The 21,778-nt window shown below is 55.3% G+C and carries 17 protein-coding genes; 4 read left to right on the plus strand and 13 right to left on the minus strand.

The features are described from left to right. Positions 1-27: 27 nt before the first annotated feature. Both Poly59_RS08425 and Poly59_RS08430 read left to right on the plus strand, forming a co-directional pair. On the plus strand, positions 28-1,533 hold the full coding sequence (locus tag Poly59_RS08425) for a glutamate synthase subunit beta (protein ID WP_146533643.1): 1,506 nt from the start codon (positions 28-30) through the stop codon (positions 1,531-1,533). A 354-nt stretch (positions 1,534-1,887) separates the two neighbouring features. Beyond that, positions 1,888-2,850: a hypothetical protein gene (locus Poly59_RS08430; RefSeq protein ID WP_146533644.1), complete on the plus strand. Its 963-nt coding sequence runs from the start codon at positions 1,888-1,890 to the stop codon at positions 2,848-2,850. A 49-nt stretch (positions 2,851-2,899) separates the two neighbouring features. Here Poly59_RS08430 and Poly59_RS08435 read toward each other — a convergent pair whose 3' ends face one another. The 6 genes from Poly59_RS08435 to Poly59_RS08460 all read right to left on the minus strand — a co-directional run bounded on the left by Poly59_RS08435 (position 2,900) and on the right by Poly59_RS08460 (position 10,336). Beyond that, positions 2,900-3,097, minus strand: coding sequence for a putative motility protein (locus Poly59_RS08435; RefSeq protein ID WP_146533645.1), 198 nt, complete (start codon positions 3,095-3,097; stop codon positions 2,900-2,902). Between the two features lie 138 nt (positions 3,098-3,235). Next, positions 3,236-3,913: a zinc metallopeptidase gene (locus tag Poly59_RS08440; protein ID WP_186776097.1), complete on the minus strand. Its 678-nt coding sequence runs from the start codon at positions 3,911-3,913 to the stop codon at positions 3,236-3,238. Positions 3,914-4,038: 125 nt separating this feature from the next. Continuing rightward, positions 4,039-7,062 (minus strand): M28 family peptidase, encoded by a 3,024-nt coding sequence (locus tag Poly59_RS08445; RefSeq protein ID WP_146533646.1) that lies wholly within the window; start codon positions 7,060-7,062, stop codon positions 4,039-4,041. A 101-nt stretch (positions 7,063-7,163) separates the two neighbouring features. Further along, positions 7,164-7,550: a hypothetical protein gene (locus Poly59_RS08450; protein ID WP_146533647.1), complete on the minus strand. Its 387-nt coding sequence runs from the start codon at positions 7,548-7,550 to the stop codon at positions 7,164-7,166. A 51-nt stretch (positions 7,551-7,601) separates the two neighbouring features. Further along, a complete protein-coding gene (locus Poly59_RS08455) occupies positions 7,602-8,639 on the minus strand; it encodes a DUF3500 domain-containing protein (protein ID WP_146533648.1) in 1,038 nt (345 codons plus the stop codon). Positions 8,640-8,770: 131 nt separating this feature from the next. Further along, positions 8,771-10,336, minus strand: coding sequence for a UxaA family hydrolase (locus tag Poly59_RS08460; RefSeq protein ID WP_246151493.1), 1,566 nt, complete (start codon positions 10,334-10,336; stop codon positions 8,771-8,773). A 145-nt stretch (positions 10,337-10,481) separates the two neighbouring features. Between Poly59_RS08460 and sucC the strand changes: the two genes are divergently transcribed. Next, positions 10,482-11,666: an ADP-forming succinate--CoA ligase subunit beta gene (gene sucC / locus Poly59_RS08465; protein WP_146533650.1), complete on the plus strand. Its 1,185-nt coding sequence runs from the start codon at positions 10,482-10,484 to the stop codon at positions 11,664-11,666. Between the two features lie 114 nt (positions 11,667-11,780). Further along, positions 11,781-12,656 carry a succinate--CoA ligase subunit alpha gene (gene sucD, locus Poly59_RS08470; RefSeq protein ID WP_146533651.1) on the plus strand — a complete coding sequence of 292 codons (876 nt, stop codon included), beginning with the start codon at positions 11,781-11,783 and terminating at the stop codon, positions 12,654-12,656. 65 nt (positions 12,657-12,721) lie between these two features. Here sucD and Poly59_RS08475 read toward each other — a convergent pair whose 3' ends face one another. The 7 genes from Poly59_RS08475 to Poly59_RS08505 form a co-directional block, all read right to left on the minus strand. Continuing rightward, the gene (locus Poly59_RS08475) at positions 12,722-13,894 is read right to left on the minus strand and encodes a hypothetical protein (RefSeq protein WP_146533652.1); all 1,173 of its coding nucleotides are present in this window, start codon (positions 13,892-13,894) and stop codon (positions 12,722-12,724) included. Positions 13,895-14,017: 123 nt separating this feature from the next. Then, positions 14,018-14,497 (minus strand): hypothetical protein, encoded by a 480-nt coding sequence (locus Poly59_RS08480; protein ID WP_146533653.1) that lies wholly within the window; start codon positions 14,495-14,497, stop codon positions 14,018-14,020. Between the two features lie 4 nt (positions 14,498-14,501). Continuing rightward, on the minus strand, positions 14,502-14,771 hold the full coding sequence (locus tag Poly59_RS08485) for a WXG100 family type VII secretion target (RefSeq protein WP_146533654.1): 270 nt from the start codon (positions 14,769-14,771) through the stop codon (positions 14,502-14,504). A gap of 41 nt (positions 14,772-14,812) precedes the next feature. Next, positions 14,813-15,805 (minus strand): tetratricopeptide repeat protein, encoded by a 993-nt coding sequence (locus tag Poly59_RS08490; RefSeq protein ID WP_146533655.1) that lies wholly within the window; start codon positions 15,803-15,805, stop codon positions 14,813-14,815. Between the two features lie 113 nt (positions 15,806-15,918). Then, on the minus strand, positions 15,919-17,076 hold the full coding sequence (locus Poly59_RS08495; RefSeq protein ID WP_146533656.1) for an iron-containing alcohol dehydrogenase: 1,158 nt from the start codon (positions 17,074-17,076) through the stop codon (positions 15,919-15,921). Between the two features lie 117 nt (positions 17,077-17,193). Next, positions 17,194-18,627, minus strand: a complete 1,434-nt coding sequence (locus tag Poly59_RS08500) for a sulfatase-like hydrolase/transferase (RefSeq protein WP_246151494.1) — start codon at positions 18,625-18,627, stop codon at positions 17,194-17,196. 220 nt (positions 18,628-18,847) lie between these two features. Then, complete coding sequence (locus Poly59_RS08505; RefSeq protein WP_146533658.1) at positions 18,848-21,709, minus strand: O-antigen ligase family protein; 2,862 nt, start codon at positions 21,707-21,709, stop codon at positions 18,848-18,850. Positions 21,710-21,778: the final 69 nt, after the last annotated feature.

A 21,778-nucleotide genomic window follows, 5' to 3' on the forward strand; every position in this document is an offset into this window, starting at 1 on the left:
AAGACTCACCAAAAAGAAAGGCCAACCATGGGCAAGCCAACCGGATTCAAAGAGTTTGACCGCAAGAAAGTGCCGTGGCGTCTGCCAGTCGTTCGCATCAACGACTACGACGAAATCTATACCGAACCGAAACTTGATCAGCTTAAAGAACAAGGTGCTCGGTGCATGGATTGCGGCGTACCGTTTTGCCAGTCCAACACCGGTTGTCCGATCGACAATTTGATTCCCGAGTGGAATGATCTGATCTACAACAACCGCTGGAAAGAAGCGATCGAGCGGTTGCATAAGACCAACAACTTCCCAGAGTTCACTGGACGGGTTTGCCCCGCGCCGTGCGAAGGCTCGTGCGTGCTTGGCATCACCAATCCGCCAGTCACAATCAAGAATATCGAAAACGCAATCGTCGACCGAGCTTGGGCCGAAGGCTGGATCGTTCCCGAACCGCCCGAGACTCGCACGGGCAAAACAGTCGCGATTGTGGGCAGTGGCCCTGCTGGATTGACGGCGGCTGACCAGTTGAACAAGGCTGGCCACACGGTCACCGTGTTTGAACGAGCGAACCGTTTGGGCGGATTGCTGCAGTACGGCATCCCCAATATGAAACTTTCCAAACAGGCGGTTCAGCGGCGCATCGACAAGATGACGACCGAAGGTATTACGTTCAAAACCGGCGTCAACATCGGTGTCGATGTGTTGCCAAAGGATCTGCAGAAAGACTTTGACGCCGTGCTGCTTGCCTGCGGTGCAACCAAGCCTCGCGACCTGCCAATCGACAACCGCGATGCCAAGGGCATCTACCCGGCAATGGATTTCTTGACGAACAACACGATGCAAATGGTGCATGGTGACTCGATTGACGAAACATTTATCAATGCCGAAGGCAAAGATGTGATCGTGATCGGCGGTGGTGACACTGGTACTGACTGCATCGGCACATCGCTTCGTCATGGTTGCCGAAGTCTGGTCAATTTCGAACTGCTACCTAAACCTCCCGAAGATCGCGCCCCGGACAATCCGTGGCCACAATGGCCACGAATTTTCCGAGTCGACTACGGTCACGAAGAAGCGTCCGAGAAGTTTGGTCGCGATCCGCGCGAGTACCAAATCCTAAGCAAGGAATTCTTGAAGGACGACAAAGGCAACCTGCGCGGCATCAAGACGGTCAACGTCGAGTGGACCAAAAAGGATGACGGCGGATGGGCCATGTCTGAAGTCGCGGGCAGCGAAAAAGACTGGCCAGCTCAGTTGATACTGTTAGCGATGGGCTTCCTGGGCCCTGAACAGTACGTCGCCGAATCACTCGGTCTAGAAGTTGATCCTCGCAGCAACTTCCAAGCAGTCCACGGCGCGTACACCACCAACATTGAAGGCGTTTTTGCAGCAGGCGACTGCCGACGTGGCCAAAGCTTGGTCGTCTGGGCGATCAACGAAGGGCGAGGTGCCGCCCGTGCGATCGACATCTACTTGGAAGGCAGCAGCAACTTGCCTGCACCTGGCCAAACGATGGGAACCGCGATGGAAATGAGCAACTAGAGTTTCACACAATCGTTTCTTAATAAAAGCCGTGTGTCGCAACGCGATACACGGCTTTTTTTGCTGGACCTAACGCTCAAAAACTGGCAAGCCAGTTGACGCAAAAGCGTGCTTAGGCAGTGCTGCTGACCGCCGACCAACCCCGATACTAGGCGAATCTATCCAAGCTGGCATTGACACCCGCTCTCTCAGAATTTTAGGGTCAGCATCGAATCGAAAAAACCTTGGCACTTTGGGCCAAGAATGCCGATTATCCAGATAAATATTTCGAGAACCGTTTTAGCTTTGTAAATGGATTTACAAAGCACAGAACATCACGACGCTGATCGTTAGCTGAGCCGAAGGTAAGCACGGATGCTGAAACACAACACAACTCGCACACTTTTGTTGACCACTTGCGCCGCCGCTACGCTGGTTTCCACCGGCTGCCGCAGCGTGCCAGGCATGGGGATGTTCGCTCGTCGCAGCGAACCGTCCGCGGAAGCTCTCGCAGGGACAGGCCCGAGCCAAACCTATCCGGCACCACCAAGTGCGTCCGCGACCCCCGAAGCAATCGCATCGATTGCCGGTGGCACCGCGGTCCCGTCGCCGATCAAAAAACCAGGTACCGTCAACGCCCAAGTCGCCGGTTACGACCTGACGCCAGGCTACGCGTCGCCTGCTAGCAATGCCACTGCGTCGACGAACATGTCCGCCGCGCAGGCAAACGGTATCTACAGCGGCGCGTCGTATACGCCGCCGACTAGCACACCGCCCGCCGCGACCACATCAGCCAAGCCTTCGGGATACACCTTTGGCAACAGCGCGTTCGTTCCCAAGGCAGACGCAGACTCAGCCGCCGCACCATCTAGCTATGCGGTGCCCAAACAATCCAGCTATGCGCTTCCGGGATCGACTGCGGCTTCATCGAAGCTGACGACGCCGTCGACCAGCTACTCGTCGCCGCCGCCGGTACCGACGAAAGTTCCTTCGACAGCCACAGCTAGCAGTTCGCCGTCATCCAGTTCACCATCCAGCAGCAGCATCGCGGCGGGTGGTTTCGCGTTGCCCTCCGGCGTTTCACCGGCAGCCGCAGCAATCACGCCCGCACCAAAGCCAGCGCCATCGACGACATCGTCAACGTTCAGCTTGCCAAACGCAACACCGCCGTCGTTCTCGACCGCGAAGGCTCCTGCCGAACAAACGCCCCCTTCAAGCACCGTATACACACCGGGAAGCACGAACGGCAGTTCCTATATGCCTGGCAGCACAAGCAAGGCAAACGGCTACCCAACGGGAACCGAGGCTCCAAACACGTCGGGCTCGTTCTACCGCTAAACAGCAACATCGAAGATCAGCGGCAGTCTTCCACTAACCTGACGGCGACTTAAACGCGAACGTCTAAGTGTCCATTGGCAATCTGCTTTTGGACGTTTACGTTTTGTTCAAGCATCGAGACGATCGCGTCGCCGGTTTGCTTTTGCGAATCGAGTGCTTTTCTTGCGACAGCCATATCGATTTTCTGAGCCATTGCTTGGTCACGAGCTTGAAGGACTTGCTGTACCGGTGCAGGAATACTCGACATCGGGAATCACCATCTAGAAAACAAACGAAACAGCACTTCGTAAGCTTTCGCCATATTCCCTGCCAGCTTCACAGTTATTCGCGTCTGAACTGTGTTTTCGCCAAATCCATGTTCAGACTGTACCGGTTCTTCGGATCGTCAATCGTTGCTGCGTTGATTTCCGAAAATCATGAACAGGTAATACGCCAACGTCATGACCGACTGCAGAGTAGCCGCCACATAGGTCAGGGCAGCTGCCCCTAGCACCTTGCTGACGTAATGCTCTTCGTTGCCCGCAATCATTCCCTGGGCCACCAATTCGCGTTTCGCACGTGCACTAGCGTCAAACTCGACGGGCAAATTTACCAACTGAAAGAACACGACCGCCGAGAAGAAGATCACACCGATCAAAATCAACGCCTTCGACGACATCAGATAACCGACCATCAGCAAAACGCCGCTGATGCCAGAACCAAAGTTCGCCGCCGGTACCGCCGCGTTGCGAACCACCAACGGCAGATATCCCGTTGCATCCTGGAACGCGTGTCCAGCCTCGTGACAGGCCACACCAAGCGCCGCCATTGAACGACCACCGTAGACATCGCTGCTTAGGCGAAGCACCTTTGCACGCGGATCGTAATGATCACTCAAATGGCCCTGCACCTGCTCAATCCGAACCGACTGCAAACCACCATTGTCGAGCATCCGACGGGCCGCCTCAGCACCCGACATCCTAGCCGGTACTTTGCTCATCTCGCTGAACGCCGATTTCACCTTCCATTGGGCATATAGCCCTAAAAGCAACGCCGGAGCCAGAAAAAGAAAATACATGATCATCGTTGACGTCTCTCAATCACCATAAACACCTTGTCCGCCAAAACGGCAGCAATCGGTTCGCGCTCGCAACAATGCAATTGCCGCGCCAACCAAAAATCCGCCACCGGCACGCAGTACAAGCGACGTCAGTCCCTCGCCGTCGGCGTGATTTTCAGCTTGACGTCTTCATCATCACGGCGAACCACGATCCCCACTTCTTCACCAATCTTCAAAGCCTCGATGGCGTAGGTGTAGTCGTAAATGTCTTCGATTTTTCGGCCCGCCAATTCAATGATCACGTCGCCCCCTTTCAACCCAGCTTTCGACGCCGGGCCTTCGCCCGCGACGCCGCTTAGCTTCAGCCCCTTGATCTCGCCAGCAACATAATCAGGGATCGTTCCTAAATAAGCCGTCAAGTTTGCCCGCGGAACGTCTTTTTCAGAAGCCTCGCCTTCGGACAACTCAAATTTCGGTGGATCGGCCGCCGCCATGAATCCGCGAGTCAACAACGCGAACAAACGGCTGATTTTTGCGGCTCCTTCATAGTTCAGTTTGTCGGGCGTGTCACGAGGCGTGTGGTAGTCCTCGTGTGCCCCGGTAAACGCTGACAAGATTGGCACATTTCGTGAAACAAACGCTGATGTATCCGTTGGCAACCGGGTGCTCGTCTTATCCAGTGTCAATTCCAATCCAACCGGCACGTTTCGCCGCTGGACTTCGGAATCAAACCCGGGCGATGACCCCAATCCTTGGACCACTAGCTTTTCACGCAGTCGGCCCACCATGTCCAAGTTCAAATAGGCGGCAACTCCCGCAGTCAGCGGCGCCGCATCAGTCGTCATTCCATGCGCCGCAGCAGCAGCGGCATAGCCCGCGTCGACTGGCGTTTTGGGTGCATCGGGGTAGAGATCATAGTAGGAATCAACAAACGCCTGTGAACCAAACAACCCGAGCTCTTCACCGCTCCATCCAGCAACCAGCAGGTCTCGTTTCGCATTCAATCGTCCCGCCTTCTTTTCGGCAGCTAAGTACTGGGCAATCTCAAGCATTGCCGCCACACCCGACGCGTTATCGTCAGCGCCAACATGAATTCCATCTCGCTCGTCTTCTTTGGCAAGCGAGTTACTGCCGCCGCCTTTGCCCAAGTGGTCGATGTGAGCCCCCACGATGACAACTGGCTCCGATGCATTTGCTTGTGCCCCACCGTTTAAACGAGCCACCACGTTGCGACCTGTTCCCCGTTTACGATCGATTTGAATCGTCGCATTCATCTTTGCATTTTCAACCGCGAACCCCATCGCAAGCGATCCATCGTCCAGTTCGGACTGGATCTTGCCCAGATCTTGGCCTGCACCCGCCAGCCACTTGGCAGCGACTTCGTTGGTGACCGAAACCGCGCCGATCGACACACCGGCTTGCGACGCATCGCTATCGAACCGGATCAACTCGTTTCGCACTTTGCTGGATGGACCAGCGACGAAGACGATCCCTTTCGCACCAAGATCCCGAGCGACAGTCGCTTTGCGTCGCGGCGAACTGTAACGTGCCATTTGCTGACGCTGCTCGGGCGTGATGTCCTGAGGCAAATCGCGATAAACCAACACCCACTGACCAGCCACGTTCAAGTGCACATAGCTGTCATATTCGTCGCTGTTTTCGCCACCGGGAACCTGCAGTCCGTAGCCCGCGAAGACGATGTCGGCTGCACCGATCTCACCATCCGCCGAAAACGACAACGGCACCCAATCCTTATTCAATTCCAACGCACGATCACCGGTAATCAATTGATTGTTTGGCCCTAACGACGAACCGGCAGGAAAATCAAAGGATTGATAGAAAGTGCCATCTTCACCCGCCGGTTCTAGACCAAGGCTTTCCAGGTAAGCGGCCACGTAAGCAGTCGCTCTTCGTTCTCCCTCGGTACCCGTCAATCGGCCGCCGAGTTCGGGACGAGTCAAATAGTCGACATGTCGCATCACATCGGCCGGCGAAAAGTCAGGCGAAGACGACTGCGCCGAAGCAATCGCGGCCGAGCGGTCTTCGCTTTCGTTACTTGATAAACCCAGCAATTTGCGGGCTTTGGCGTCATCCCAATCAGCCAAAAAAATCTGCGACTGCTTCGACTTGGTCCGAGTCGATGTCCATGACAAACGTTTTCCATCGGGCAAGAACACCGGCAAGCCATCAAAACCATCGGTATCGGTCACACGTACAGGCTCACCCTCGCCGTCGGCACGAACGAGGTAAAGTTCAAAGTTGGCAAAACCATGCCGATTGGTTGTGAAGATCAGATAATCACCGCTGGGGTGAAAGAACGGAGCCCAGCTCATCGCGTTGAGATTGGTCAAACGCTTCACGTCCGTCCCGTCTGTTCTCATCGTGTAGACCTCGGCCGTAACTCCATCTTCGCTGAAACGGCGCCAACACAACCGTGATCCATCTGGCGAAAAGAATGGGCCTCCGTCATATCCAGCAACGTCCGTCAATCGGCGAACATTCGCACCATCAGCGTCCATGATGTAGAGGTCAATCATCGAAGCCGGGTCGACTTCGAGCAGTTTCTTCTCACGCTCGGATAATTCTCGCTCGTACGCCGAACGGTTCGATGCAAAAACAATCTGACTTCCATCAGGGCTGTAACTGGCTTCGGCGTCGTAACCAAGCGCATCGGTCAACTGCGAGTACTCGCCTGACTTCAAATCTTTGGCATACAGTTCGTACGCCGGATCGTAGTCCCAGGAATAGCGGCGTTCTTTGCCGCTGGCACGAAGCTCGAGTTCATCGATTTGCTTTTGCTTGGCATCGGGATCCGCTTGTGTGCTGGCGAACAGAATCCGGTCGCCGGCGGGGTGAATCCACGCACAAGTAGTCTTACCGAAACCCGGCGACACGATTTCGATGTCGCCGGTTTCCAGATCGGTCACATAGATTTGATAGAACGGGTTGGCCGGATCACGCTCGCTTTGGAAAACCATTCGGTTGCCATCGGCACTGAAGTAGCCTTCGCCCGCGCGACGCCCCTCGAACGTGATTTGGCGAGCCCCGCTTAGCAGCAACTTTTCGTGGCCGCTCACCTTTGCCGCGTCCGGCGCCTCGGCATGCAATCCAGCAGAAAGCGTCAGAACACCAACAAAAACAAAAGCCAAACGGCAAGCAAATGAGCAAAGCATGTGTTGTCCACGACGGGTAAGAATCAGCGGTAAACCGAATTCTATCGCAACCCGGCCAACAGGCCACCGCCGGATCGAATCGAAGCAATGGCGAGGCGACCTTATAGACCGTGGGCTCCGCGAAGCCGGATCAAATCCTCGCTCCAACGGCCGAACAACTCTCGCCGCTCTTCCTCGCCATCAAACACTCGGACGGTGTTGATATTGTGCCGAATGTCGTCGCGGACCAGCCCAAAAACCTTGCGATACTCGGGCTCGGGATCCGGCGCGTCATCGGGCGTTTCGATTCGAACGCGAACAATCGCCTCGAACCGAAACACCTGCAACCATCCGGGCCGCTGGATCGCGACACAACGTACGTTCTTCAGTTTCGCCGATTGGCCAAAGAAGCCGTTTTCGTTGAGATGACGACGGATCGTCAACTCCATATCACGATCACCGCACCAATTGTTCCAGCGCTCGCGAAAGTGCTTTAAAAATGACAACACCTGAAAACCTTGCTCGATTCAATTCCGAAATCGCTCGAAGGCAACGTTGCCTTACTCGATCGGTAAATCAAAGTCGCCTGTCAAGTCCCGCCAAACCGCGTGAATGTGGTTGGCTGGATTTCCAGAGGCGTCAGGCTGAGTATTTACGAATTCGATCAGAAACGTGTTACCGCGGACGCGATAGTAGTGTCCGATACCAGGTTCAGTAGCACCGGCCCAAGCAAAGTAGACGTTGTCCCAACCAGACTGCTGGATAAGTTCACGGCGTTGAGCAGCGATGTCATCGGCGACCGCGTCGACATAGACGCCGACCAGGTCCTGCAGCAACTGTTTTCCGGCCGGGTCAAGTTGCCCCATTGAGATGCCTTCGGGCTTGCCGACCTTCGGTTGAGCCTCACCGGCGAACCGAATTTCCGCAGGCGCCTTGTCAGCGATCATCGCAGTTTCCAGTTTCTTACCGGACAATGAACGAACCAATTCAAACGCCAAGTCTTCTTCTTCCTTCAAAATCCGTGTGCCTTTTCCCAGCGGCCCAGAGACTTCGTCCATGATCGTGGCAGGATTGGTCGCAAAGAATTGTGGCGTGCTGTCAACCATCTTTCCGTCACGGCAAACGAAGTTCAGCGACAAGTGGTGCCCTTCGAAACTCATGCCCCACGAACCTTCGTTCTTGGGTTCACCGAACAGAGTCAGGTAGTACATACCGGAGTCGCGATCCCAATTACGTTTATCGCCTTCGAGTTCGAACAGAACCTTTTCATTCATCATGATTTTGTTCGTCTTGTCGTACCCCATCTCGCTAAGGGCCGCGCGGACCAGTCGCAAGGCTGCGGTTTGCTGGGCGGTGTTCATTTCCCGAATCATCAATCCCTTACGTGACTTCTTAGGGATGAAGTGCCAGTCGACGCGTGCGGGCGAGTCATAAGCCATAATCGCTTTGGCTTTTTGATCAGCATCAAGCGACGCCACAAAGGACTCGGCGAACGTCTGCATCTGCTGCCCCGGCGGATCACCGACTTTTAATCCGATAATGGTGCAGGCGACAGCGCAAATCGAAACGGCAACGGCAGAGCGAACGAATAGTCGCATGGTGGGAAGATCCGAGGGGAAGTGGGGGAGGGAATCCGTAAGGCATAGGTTAATTCAGCGCCAACAGTTTAGCAGAGTCGCGCGTCGCTTATCCGCAACACAAATCCGCCATTTTTACTCCCGAATCATCGCTAAAGCGTTGGGCCAACGGTCCAAGGGATAAATTCATGGTCGCCAACGTCCAGCTCTTCGCTCGCCGTTTTCTTGCCGCTGGCGACTTTGAGGGACCACTCGAAAAATCGATCGCCGACCGCCTGCAAGTCCTCACCGTCAAGCACGGTCCCGGCATCCAAGTCCATATCTTCGGCCATCGTTTTGTACATCGGCGTGTTTGTCGCGACCTTGATGACCGGCGTCGGTTTACATCCGAAACAACTGCCGCGACCAGTCGTGAACATGACCAAGTTCGCGCCGCCAGCAACTTTGCCCGTAACGCTGGCGGGGTCAAAGCCAGGTGTATCCATCACCACTAACCCTGGCGAGGTGATCGTTTCAGCGTATTCGTAGACCGCTTCCATTGCGGTTGACCCACTTTTGGAAACTGCACCGAGCGACTTTTCAGTAATCGTTGTCAGGCCACCGGCTTTGTTACCGACCGAAGGGTTATTGTCGATTTGGCCACCGTACATCGCGACGTGATCTTTCCACCACTGAATTCGGTCGAGCAACTTTTGCGCGACTTCCGATGACCGACTGCGACGAACCAACAAGTGTTCGGCGCCGTAGAGTTCCGTCGTCTCGGAAATCACACTGGTCCCACCGCAGGCCACGATTCGATCCGAGACCACTCCAACCGCGGGGTTCGCCGTCAGCCCGGAATACCCGTCGCTGCCACCGCACTCGACCGCCAAAGTCAACTTCGACGCGTCGGCAGGCGATCGAGTGAACTGGTTCGCTCGATCAAGCACCTCGACCAACAACTTGTCCGCTTTTTCGATCGTCGCACGGGTGCCGCCTTCGGTTTGCATCGTCAACATTGGCACGCCATTGTCCCGAGTCAGCTTGTCGCCGCCGGGCGAATACAACGAAACCACGCCGTGATGTTCGGCCAAATATCCCGACGTCGTCTGCTCGCATCCCAATCCAATCACCAGCACGCCGCCGACGTTGGGATGCTTGACGTAACCGGCCAACACGCGCCCCAGCATTTGGTGTTTGATGCCGTTGTACTGCATCGCGCAACCGGTAGTGTGAGTGGCCGCGAAGACGCCATCGACGCCGGGCCACTGCTTCATCCGCTCAGGTGTGAATCGAGCCACGACTTTGTGACACACTGTCGCACTGCAGTTCACGGTCGACAACAACATGACGTAATTACGAGTGCCAACACGACCGTCGGGCCGATGAAACCCGTCAAAGGTTCGCGTGATTTTCGCCAGCGCCGCGGGCGGCGAGATTCTCGACAAATCATCAGAGACGACGTGATGGTCAGCCAAATTATGACTGTGGACGTGATCACCGACTGCGATATCTCTAGTCGCCACACCGATTGGCTGGCCGTATTTGAACACGGATTGTCCGCTGGCGACCGCCTGCGTTGCCACTTTGTGGCCAGCCGGGACCGGCATCGCCACGGTAAGGTTGCCATCGCTAAACCCCGCGGGCAATGCTTCGGTTGCAACGGCTACGTTGTCGCGGCTATCCAGCCGTATCAGTGCCGCACGCTGCACTGAATTTCTTTGATTGGCATTTGTCATCATGTGCCTATGGTTCCTACCCCGAACTTGGATGCTTATATTTCGATGGTCTGAGTTTTACGAGTTTGAGGCCGCAGTCTAACCGCCATAGCGTTACGCAAAGCCGAACCTAAACAGCCAAACCAAAACAGCTAAGCCAGAACCGATGAAAATTCACGAATACCAGGGCAAAGAACTGTTCCGCAAATCCGGTGTTCCGGTTTTGGACGGCATCGTTGCCAAAACGGCCGATGACGCCGTTGCCGCGTACGAAAAGCTAGGCGGCAAGATTGCTGTCGTCAAATCGCAAATCCACGCCGGTGGACGCGGGAAGGGTACGACCAAAGAAGACGCGAATCAACGCGGAGTTGTAGTTTGCAAGAGCGCCGACGAAGTTCGCGCTGCCGCGAACGGCTTGTTGGGCAAAACGCTTGTCACGATCCAAACTGGCCCCGAGGGCAAGATCGTCAACCAAGTCTTCGTCGAAGCCGGCTGCGATATCGCTCGCGAACTGTACCTGGGCATCGTCGTTGACCGGGCTAGCATGAAGCCGGTATTGATGGCCAGCACCGAAGGCGGCGTCGAAATCGAAGAAGTCGCCGAACACACGCCCGAACTGATCTTCAAAGAACACTTCGACCCAGCCGTCGGACTAGAAGCTTTTCAAGTTCGCAAGCTTTGCAAAAAGCTGAAAATCGAAGGCGCCGCCGCAAAGGCAGCCTCGAAGTTCTTGCCCGCAATCTGTCGTTTCTTTGTCGATTACGATTGCTCGATGGCCGAAATCAATCCGCTGGTTATCACCGGTGACGGACAAATGATCGCCTTGGACGCGAAAATCGACTTCGATTCCAATGCTCTGTTCCGCCACAAAGACTTGCTCGAATACCGCGACCTGTCCGAAGAAGAGCCAAGCGAAGTGCGGGCCAGCAAATCAGGCCTCAGCTACGTCAAGCTAGAAGGCAACATCGGTTGCCTGGTCAACGGTGCCGGACTGGCAATGTCGACCATGGACATCATCAAGTATCACGGCGGACAGCCGGCGAACTTCTTGGACGTTGGTGGCGGAGCGAACGCCGAACAAGTCACCGAAGCGTTCCAAATCTTGCTGTCCGATCCGAACTGCAAAGGCGTGTTGGTCAACATTTTCGGCGGGATCGCTCGCTGTACCACGATCGCCGCGGCCATCATCGAAGCCAGCAAGGTTGTCGGATTCAAAGTTCCCTTGGTTGTTCGCTTAGAAGGTACCGAAGTCGAAGAAGGCCGCAAAATGCTGGCTGAATCCGACGTCGACATCATCAACGCCGTTGACATCACCGACGCCGCCAAAAAAATCGTCGCCGCAGCAAAGTAGAGATTCGGTGCGATGCGTCTGAGTTTCAGTCCACCACTGAACTTTGACGCCCCACTACATCTCACGTTTTGATTTTTCCAAAGACCTAAAACCTAAAGCCTAAAATCTACTCCCATGAGTATCCTGGTCGATAAAAACACGAAAGTCATTTGCCAAGGCATCACTGGCAACGCGGGCACCTTTCACTCGCTCGGTTGTCGCGATTACGGAACGCAAATGGTCGGCGGAGTCACGCCGGGCAAGGGCGGACAGAACGTCGAAGGCATTCCCGTCTTTGACACCGTCGAAGAGGCTGTCCACTCGACAGGCGCCAACGCGACGATGATCTTCGTTCCGCCACCGTTCACCGCCGATGCGATTCTGGAAGCCGTCGACGCGGGCATCAAAATCATTGCGGCGATCACTGAAGGCGTGCCTGTCTTGGACATGGTTCGCGTCTACGAAAAAGTCAAAGCCAGCGGATCAATCCTGATTGGCCCGAACTGCCCCGGCCTGATCACTCCGGGCGAGTGCAAAATCGGCATCATGCCCGGTTACATTCACCAACCTGGCAAAGTCGGTGTAATGAGCCGCAGCGGCACGCTGACTTACGAATCCGTTTGGCAGACAAGCAACCTGGGACTCGGCCAAAGCACCTGCGTCGGACTCGGTGGCGACCCCATCGTCGGAACCAGCTTCATCGATCTGTTGAAACTGTACCAAGAAGACGATCAAACCGAAGCGATCTTGATGATTGGTGAAATCGGTGGATCGGCCGAAGAAGAAGCCGCCGCGTTCGCAAAAGAACACGTCACCAAACCAATGGCCGCCTTCATCGCTGGACGCACCGCACCGCCCGGAAAACGCATGGGCCACGCTGGTGCTATTATCAGTGGCGGAAAAGGTACGGCAACCGAAAAGGTTGCAGCACTGGAAGACGCCGGAATTGTCGTGGCACCAACGCCTGCCGACATGGGTGCCGCCGTTGTCGAAGCGATGAAGAAACGATAAAGCCGCTGGTGTTTCACACCAGACTGAACCTGGGATAACGGAATTCGCAAAGAATTCCGCCGAGCCTACGCGGCGTGCAGAACCGCAACATAGCCGAGCACATCGTTGTGCTGCTGGCAGTATTCCAAGATTGGCTCGAACGCGGAATTGTCTCCGGCAGTTTTGGCTCGATTTGCAATCTCGATCAGCATCGGAACGATACGCTGAGTCGGAATGTCACCGGGCACCAACTCGATCGAGGCCAGCACCGCGTCTTTGTGCCGACCGATCCGATCAAGCAGATCGACATACGTCTCGATCGCTCCGGTTCCACTGGTGGCAACGTCAACCGCGCGAGCCTTGCGTTCAAATAGTTTTAGCCCCGCGTCGACGTTTTCGCCCAACAGGATCGAATAGAACGTTCCGTAGGCCGGATAAAAGTCAACGAACGGTTCTTCGCCTGGATATTGGAACTGATGATTCAAACGGCGACCGTACTGAGTGAGCTCCCACGCTTTTTTTAACTGAGCCGGATCATCGAGAACCGTCGCCACTCGCACCGTGGCGGCCAAGTGCGTGGTATCGAGGTGATAGCCACCTCCGTCAAGGATCCAGCGACGCTTCTCGATCAAGTCCCCAAGCGTCTCATCGTCACCGGCCGGCGGCTCGCCTTCTTTTTGGGCAATGTCGCTTCGGACCATCGCCAGCAGTTCGCCGTACAAGTGTTCAAGCAAGCAACTTGACGCAGCTTTGCGATCCGCTTTGCTGCGACTGACAATTGATTGCTCGTACAACGTGATGCTGTTGCACGTGCCCTGATTGTCGATCACCGCTTGATAACCGCGTCCGACGTCAACTCCTTCATGCAACAAAACCTGAATCATCTCGTCATAGTTGTCATCGGTGATTTCAATTTTGTTCAGCAGCTTTCGGGCAGTCTCAATATCACCGGTCGGACGCAGGTACATCCAACCTTCACCAACCCGACCATCTTGGATCAGCATCGTGCCCGTTTCGCGGCAAGCGTCAAGAAGCCCAAGTTCAAGTTGACGCTCGACTTCCTCCGGACGGGCCGGCTCGTCTTCCACTGCCACAAGCGGCAACCCGACTCGATTGCGGATCTGCATCTTTATCGCTTCGAACAACTCCATTGCGCTACGAGTGCTGCGGAAGTGTTCGACCATTCGGTCAAGCATCCCAGCCGGATCATCACGGGTCTCGGCCAGCGACGCAAAAACATCAGTCTTAGTACTACTCATATACCTGTGAATGGTTGGAGCCCAGCCTGTTGGCTGTCATCAATAAAAGTCGCGATTGTCGCTAACCGATTCGCGAACAGCGTCAAGTTCCGATGACGCGCCGGTTTCAGTCACAAACAATCATCAGTCTCGTTCGGCATACGCCTTTAATTGTTCAATTAAACCACGCAATTCCGTCGCAGCGGTCGGCAACCCAACCTCGCAGTGCTGTGCGACGTCGGCAAGGGGGCCGAGAACTTCATTGCACACCTGCGAAATCTGTATCGACCACGCCTTGGCCTCCCGGACCTTCGCTTCGCAAAAACGAACTCGACGCTCGCACTTCTGTACCCGAGCAAAGGCCTCGGTCGCCGCTGGCCGATCTTCGGCCCGAGCCGCCGAGCGTTTCATCGCCAAACTGTCCTTCGACTCGTTCAATTCGCGACTTGCCAACTCAGCTTGGTGCCGCCAATACTTGGGGCGATCCTGCGAAAAATACTCTTCCGCACGATGAACCATCATGCGCACTTCCTGCAACGCATCGTCCCAATCGCCAGACAGGCGAAGGAGTCCGTCGTGAAAATGTTCCAGCGATTCGATGCTGCGTACCTTACTACTGGCCATTTGACTAGCGTCCCAAATACGCGTCGATCTGCTCCGCCTTGCGCATCAAGTACGGAACGTGCTCTTCAGTGGTTTGAATCAAGCGAGCCAACTGCCGCAACTGCGTTGTGAATTCATCGGAAAACTTACGTTGCTGTTCGTCACGCCAGGTCTGTTCCAACTGATTCATCTGTGACGCTAGTCCCGTCGAACGCTGCTTCATCTCTTCGGCAAACCGATGAAGCTGGGCTGCGAATTGGCGCAGTTGGTCAGGGTCGACGACGGCTTGAGCCATAGTAATGTCTCGGGTTGGGGGCAAATAAGAGCGAGTGGCGGTTAAGCGCCCATCGTCGTTTGTTTCGCAAGCTCTTGTTCGGCTTGCTGTAAACTGGCTTGGTAACTAGCGAGTGTCAACGAAACGCCAAGCCGATCGGCAGTCTCGCACAACAACCGCAGGGCAATCACTCGCAATCGAACCGGCGCCACAACCGCCCGCCGCAAAGCACACGCTCGCAGCGCCACCATCGCATCAAGATCCTTCCCAAGCGCCAACAAACACTTGCCACGAATCAAATAGGCGGACGGCGACAATTCATCATTGTCTAAAACGGGATCGAGCTCCTCGATTGCGTCCTGATAGTCCCCCGAATCGTAGCGAGCCTCGGCTAGGGTGATTCTCAGATTTACTAGCGACGGATCGCGGCTTAGGCGAGCTTGGCAAACTTCGATGCGTCGTAGTGCCCAATCTTGCTGACAACGCGTAAGTTCGTGGTCGGTTTCCGTGGTCTTCAACCGACTGTCCAGCTCGGCCACTTCGCGAAGCTGCTGGATTGAACGGGACAACGTGGCCTCTTCCAACTCCCAGTGCAACTCGTGCTCATCAGGAAAAATCTGGATCGCCTGCTGTAGCACTCTCCGTGCCTCGACCGGCCGATTTTCAGCGCGATAAATCTTCGCCAACTCTAAAAACGCGTCCAGATCGGCAGGGTTCGATTTCAGGTGGTGCTCGAGGTACTGACGTCGCTTTAGTTCGAGCTTTGGCTTGTTTGTCGTTTCAGTCGTTTCAGTCGTTTCAGCGACGACGGATTTCGCGGTCTCGACAACCACTGGCGGTGGCGTGACGGACTCGTCCACAACCGAAGTTTTTTCGGTCGCCGAGACCGAGACCGGCTCGTCAACAACAGGCTGATTGGCAACTGGCTCTTCGATTGAAACTCGATCCAGCTCCTCTGGCAGCACGGCTTCCCACTTTCCTTGACGGCCACCGTGCGACTCCTTCGGCGACTGACTCACCTGGATGCCCGAATCGCTGGCTGGAAAGTCTGGCATGATGGAAAGCTCAGGATGAAAGGACTTAGTGGACGCCGTTCCATTGTGAACTATCCCGATCGCCACCGCAAACATCCGTACAAGTAGCCCTCGACAGACTAGTGTCGGCCACGCTAGCCGGCCGGTTTTCTCGCGACTGACCGGTACAAGTCGAGGCTTCGCTGTGCATCGAGCGGCAAAGGATTGAAGGTGCCCGTCCATTGTTTCAGTGCGTCTTCGGCCATCACCTCAATCGAAGACTCTGCAATCGACAGTTCTTCCAGCGATGTCGCCAATCCGGCTTCGCGAAGCCAGCGGGTCACGAGAGACGCAAGACGTCCGGGCGCCTCACCATCCGACACACTTGGATCAACCTCTCGCATCAACTCGCCATACCAGTTCGCGTGCGTCGCTCCGTTCATCCGAATCACCGATGGCAACATCATCCCAACGGCTTGACCATGCGTGATCGAGTGACGAGCGGTCAGCGGGTTAGCCGTCGCGTGCGCCGCACCAAGCATCGAGGTTTCAATCGCCATGCCGGCAAAGCACGCTCCTAACTGCATTTGCCCCCGTGCCTCGATGTCGCCCGGTTCGGCAAGCACTCGCGAAAAACTGGCAGCCAACATTCCAAATGCACGACGACTGTATGTCACCGACATCGGATTGCGTCGCTTGGTGACATACGTTTCGATCGCATGCGATAACGCATCGATACCGGTCAGCGCGGTTACGCGTGGCGGCTGCGTCATCGTCAAAGCCGGATCCAAAATGGCGATCCGAAAAGCTGCCCGAGCATCGCCGCAAGGCATTTTGACATGAGTTTCCGCATCGCTGATCAAAGCAAATGACTGAGATTCGCTGCCAGTGCCTGAGGTCGTCGGAATGGCAATCATCGGCAGCAAATCGCAAGTTGCTTTGCCAACGCCTTGATAGTCGTGAATCGTTCCACCACAGGAATAAACAAAGTTGATCCCCTTGCAACAGTCCATGCTGCTACCGCCGCCAAGTCCAACCAACAAATCAGGTTTCACTTCCGCCGCCCGGCGCACTCCGGCTTCGACCATCGAAGACGTCGGATTTTCAGCAAAGTCATGAAACGACTCAACGCGCAGCCCCGCAGCTTTCAAAGACGAGATGGCCGCCCCATCATGGCCCGCTTCCATGATACCGCGATCACTGACCACCATGACGCACGCAGGACGATACTGTGCCGCCAATTCTCCCAACCGACTGATCGTCCCCTCGCCAAAGATAAAGCGAGTGCGATTTTGAATATCAAAAGGTTGCATCAGAGGAAATTTAGGTGGGCAAGTGGTGGTTGCTGTAAGCGGCGGGAGGGCCGGATGGGGTTATCGGCAACGACTGGGGGGTGACAGCAACAGGGCAGATCGAGCGAAACCTAAGAACTAGGGCTTCATCGACGTCAAATCAACGTCGTCGTTCAATTCTCGCTGCAGGTCTTGCAACTGCGCAAACATTTCCTGAATCAATGGCTTTGACTTCGGGTCGTCCGCCAAATCGTTCATTTCTTTCGGATCTTCCTCGACGTTATACAGCCTCAACACGTTCGCATTTGGGTACGCGATCAACTTGTGCGTCTTGGTCCGAATACTACGTTGCTTGTCCAGATAGGATCCATAAATGTTTTCGTAAGGACTCGGCTGGCCTTCCAACATGGGCATCAGGCTATTGAAATCAACATGTTCCGGCTTTTGAACGCCTGCCAAATCAAGAGTCGTCGGCATGATGTCCTGCAGATAGACCGGCTCGTCGATTTTCCGTCCTGCTTCGACCCCAGGGCCAACAACCATCATTGGCACCCGCACGCTGTGATCATAAAGGTTCTGCTTGCCCATCAAACCATGTTGCCCAACCGCCAAGCCGTGGTCCGCGGTGAAAAAGATCCACGTATTGTCCGCTTTACCGGTCGCTTCGATTGCGTCCAAAATCCGACCGATCATCACGTCCATGTGAGTGATGATTGCGTAGTACTCTTGCCGATGGACTTTGACTTCGGTGGGCGTCCGAGGAAACGGGGCAAGCTTTTCATCACGCAGCCCAGGGCCACATCCGATCAAGTCGGCGTGCGGATATTTGGGCAGAAAGTTAACCGGCGTTTTAATCGAATCCACCGGGTACATGTCCACGTACTCCTGAGGCGATTGCCGCGGATCATGCGGTGCATTGAATGCCAAGTACATGAAGAACGGCTCGTTACGCAACGACGCTTCTTTCAGAAAATCGCTGGAGTGGTTTGCGACCACTTCGCTCCAGTGCGTGCCGCCTTCCCAATAGCCACCAAACTTTGGATCCGATGGTGACCAGGGATCAGTGCCATCAGCGGCCGGACGACTGTATCCCGTTTTCGTATCTTTCGGCATTCCGGCTCGGATATCCAGTGCCACATCAAATGCTTTCGAAGCGTTGGCTTTGCAATGCCACTTGCCAGTCATGTAGGTCCGGTATCCGGCCGACTTCATGTGCTCGCTCCACCATCGTCCTGCCTGTCGTTCGGCTTCGGATTGGTTATAGATCGCGTTCGCGTTCCAAACCGATCGTCCCGAATTCAGCATCGTGCGACTGGCAACGCAAACAGCGCCGCTCCACGATCCCATATTGTAAGCGTGCGTGAACGTGGTACCGCGCCGCACCAGCTTATCCAAGTTCGGCGTTTTGACTTCCGGATTATTCAGTTCACCGAGCGTTTCAAAGCACTGATCATCAGCAAAAACAAAAACGATGTTCGGCTTTGCTGATTCAAGTTGCTCCGCATCGCAGCGTCGAACCGCTGTCGTCACTTGCGCGGCCCCAAGAATCAGAACGGCGAACGCGAATCGCAAGGAACAATGACCGCGGGAGCGGCCTGGAGCACAGCTAGTGTTTCGTGAAGTCATAAGTCGGCACGGCGGGAGAGCTAGACATGGGGCGATAGCCAAGGGAGCACAACGTCCCCATCTTCATCCCTAGGCCCACAAGCGTCAATTGCAGGGCACCGGTTCCAAGATATCGCTAAGCCCTGCCATTGCTCGGCCTAAGTAAACGGGCGTTGCTTCCAGGTACTTACTGTTTCGTGACTTGCTTCAACATTTTCTGCAGCGACGCATCCACCGGTTGTTGCAAAATTGCCCGTTTGAGATGCTTGATCGCCTCGTCCGTTCTTTGCTCAGCAATCAACAGGCGAATCAAATGGTTGCGATACTGCAAGTTGGCAGGCGACAGACGCACAGCATTTTCGAGCTCATCGATTGCGTCACTGGTCCGTCCGTCTGCAATAGCAATTCGAGACATGGCATACGCCACTTCGTCCTGCCGCATCCCCCCCCCAGCCCCGCCCAAGGACGGATCAGCAAGCATTCGGCCAGCCTTGGCCCACATCCGACCACGAATCGATTCCGGAACTCTCGGGTTCTCTGCAACCTGAAATATCGAATCAAGCGTTTCCGGGATCATCGCCTCGATCATCGTTTCGGATTCGCAATCACGAATCAAAGGCCAAACGGAATTGAATCGTTCGGGCTTTAGCTCCAACAAACGCTCGACCATTGGCCCCATAGATTCAGGACCGGGAAATACATAAGCCAACCGAATCGCTTGTTCAATCACTCGCGGGTTTCCCGACTGCAGTCTGACCAGATCATTCAACAACTTGGTCGTTAGTTCCGCGTTGCTCGCGTCGGTGCGCTCAGCCATCTGGACAAAGTCTGTCTTGATCAGCGGCACGCGCACGAACGGATGCAGTGGACAATGAATCATCGCTAGCACCGCGGACTGCCTAGCGTCTCGAATCGCCGCGGGATCTTGCCCAGCAACCAAGAAAGCCGAATCGTCGCTTTTGGCATCAAAGTTCGCGGGGTCGCCTCCAACCGACATCAAGCGACGAACATTGATCCGCGGATCGTTTTTCAATTCGATCTGCGTCGACGCATCCAACAGTTCAGCTTCGGATCGGACCACCGTCTTGACGCCAGAATACTCAGTCGCCATCTCTTGGTTGGCCAACAGATAGAGGCTTGCCAGGAACTGCCGCTGGGGATCCGACGTCGCCCCTGCCGATGTGTCGGAAGTAATGCGCGGCAACGAAGACAAACGTTCTCCTCGGATCCGCTGAGCCTGAAACCATTGCTTGATCTCGAAATTGGCAAAACTATCGTTCGCTTGATCCGTCGACGTCTTCGTCACCGTCCACAAGACAGCGATTAAAACGAAAGCGATCGAGAGCGGCACAACAACCGTGCGAGGCTCGGCTACAGCACTTTCAATGCGTGATTTCATTCCTCCAACCGTTCGCGCCTTCGACGACTCTGGCCCCTTTAGAGGCAACATGCCAAAGAAAGCGCCAACCAAGACGGCAGCCGTCAAATAGTTCGCGGGCAACAGAATACCGAAGTCAAAACAACACGCCACTACTTGAGACGTTAGCAAGAACCATCCCATCGCAGTCAGCGACGCCAAGTGACTGCGGCGATGCAACGCCATCATCGCCAGTCCTTTGAACATCACGACAATCGCGATCGCGATGATAACGAAAATCACTGCGCCGCCTTCGACCAGCCATTCCACCGGCATCGAGTCTGCGTTCAACGTCGCGCTCGTACCAGCACTGGCTTGCTGATATGGCAACGTCGCGAATTGATACGTCCCTAAACCAGACCCCAGTGGCAAGTAATGCATTGCCGACCGAAGTCCGTCGGCGACAAGTTCCAACCGGCCGACCTGAGAGCCTTCGGACAGAGTAAAGATAGAATCAACGCGTTCGCCGACCGCTCCATCTAGCCCCAAATAAACGAGCGCCCAGCGTGCAGCTATCAAAACAAACACGACTGCTGCCACCATCGCGGGATTGATCGCCCGTTGACGCCGCACAAGCTGAAGCGTAACGATGACACCACCCGCTGCGGCGGCAACTAACGCTCCGCGCGACTGGCTTGCCGCGATCCCAACAACCTGGACGACCGCAGCAAAAAGAGCCAAGATCGAAGGACCGTCGAGATCTCGGACCATCGACTGCAACGCTCCAGCCACTCGCTCCAAAGCATTGCTCGGAGGCAGAACATATTGTGGGTCGATGATCGATTTCTTACTCGATTTGCGAACTGTCCATACCAGCAATCCAACGGTCGCGGCCAAGGTTAGATTTAAAAATCCACCCGCATTATTGCGATTGACGAACGGTCCGAAGCTAGACGGACGAACCGCACTCACCGGAACAGCCCATGCACCGGCACTCGGCGGCGGTGCAGGGGAACTAACCCCCAACAATCCCCACAATGTAACGCTGGTCCCGGACACAGCTGCGATCACCAACACCAACTTCAACGCGCGGCGATCACGAACGGCGAAAACCGCAATGAACATCATCACAGCGGATAATGCAAAAGGAATCATCGCCCGCAACGTGTTAACTTGACTAAGCGTCGTGGGATGCCGATCGATACCGAAGTCATCGACATTCAAACGATCGAGTGTCTTGGACTGTGCCGCTGCATCTTCGATCTGTCCAGCTTCGATCAACCTAGCTTCGATTAACCCAGCTTCGGTGCGGATCTGATCGGGAACCCAATCTCGGTACGCAGCATGCGTGCCCGGCGCCAAACGGCTGCTGATATTCGCTGGAATTGGCAGCGACTGAAACAGCCCCAACGCAACCACAGCTAACGCAAGCAACGGCATCGCTAACTGAATTCGGTGATAGCTGCGACCGCGAATAAAAAACAAGGGAAACGCCAACACCGTGATCACGACCACAGCCCAGCAAACCATCATCTGGCTCCATGGCAAAACGCCGCCGTAATCCCAAACGACAACCGCAGGCAGCGCAATCATCAGACAGGCCAATCCGGTGGCTGCCCATCCGGACAACTCTGGTCCCCCAAGCCGACTCACCATAGATTTCAGCCGTCGCAGCGATTTGGTAAGTCTCATTGAGCTGCGAATTTCGAGAATACGAATATGGAAGATGAGGACGCAAAAAGGGCGGGCACGTCCACCCCC

The sequence above is a fragment of the Rubripirellula reticaptiva genome (genome assembly GCF_007860175.1).
GTDB lineage: Bacteria > Planctomycetota > Planctomycetia > Pirellulales > Pirellulaceae > Rubripirellula > Rubripirellula reticaptiva.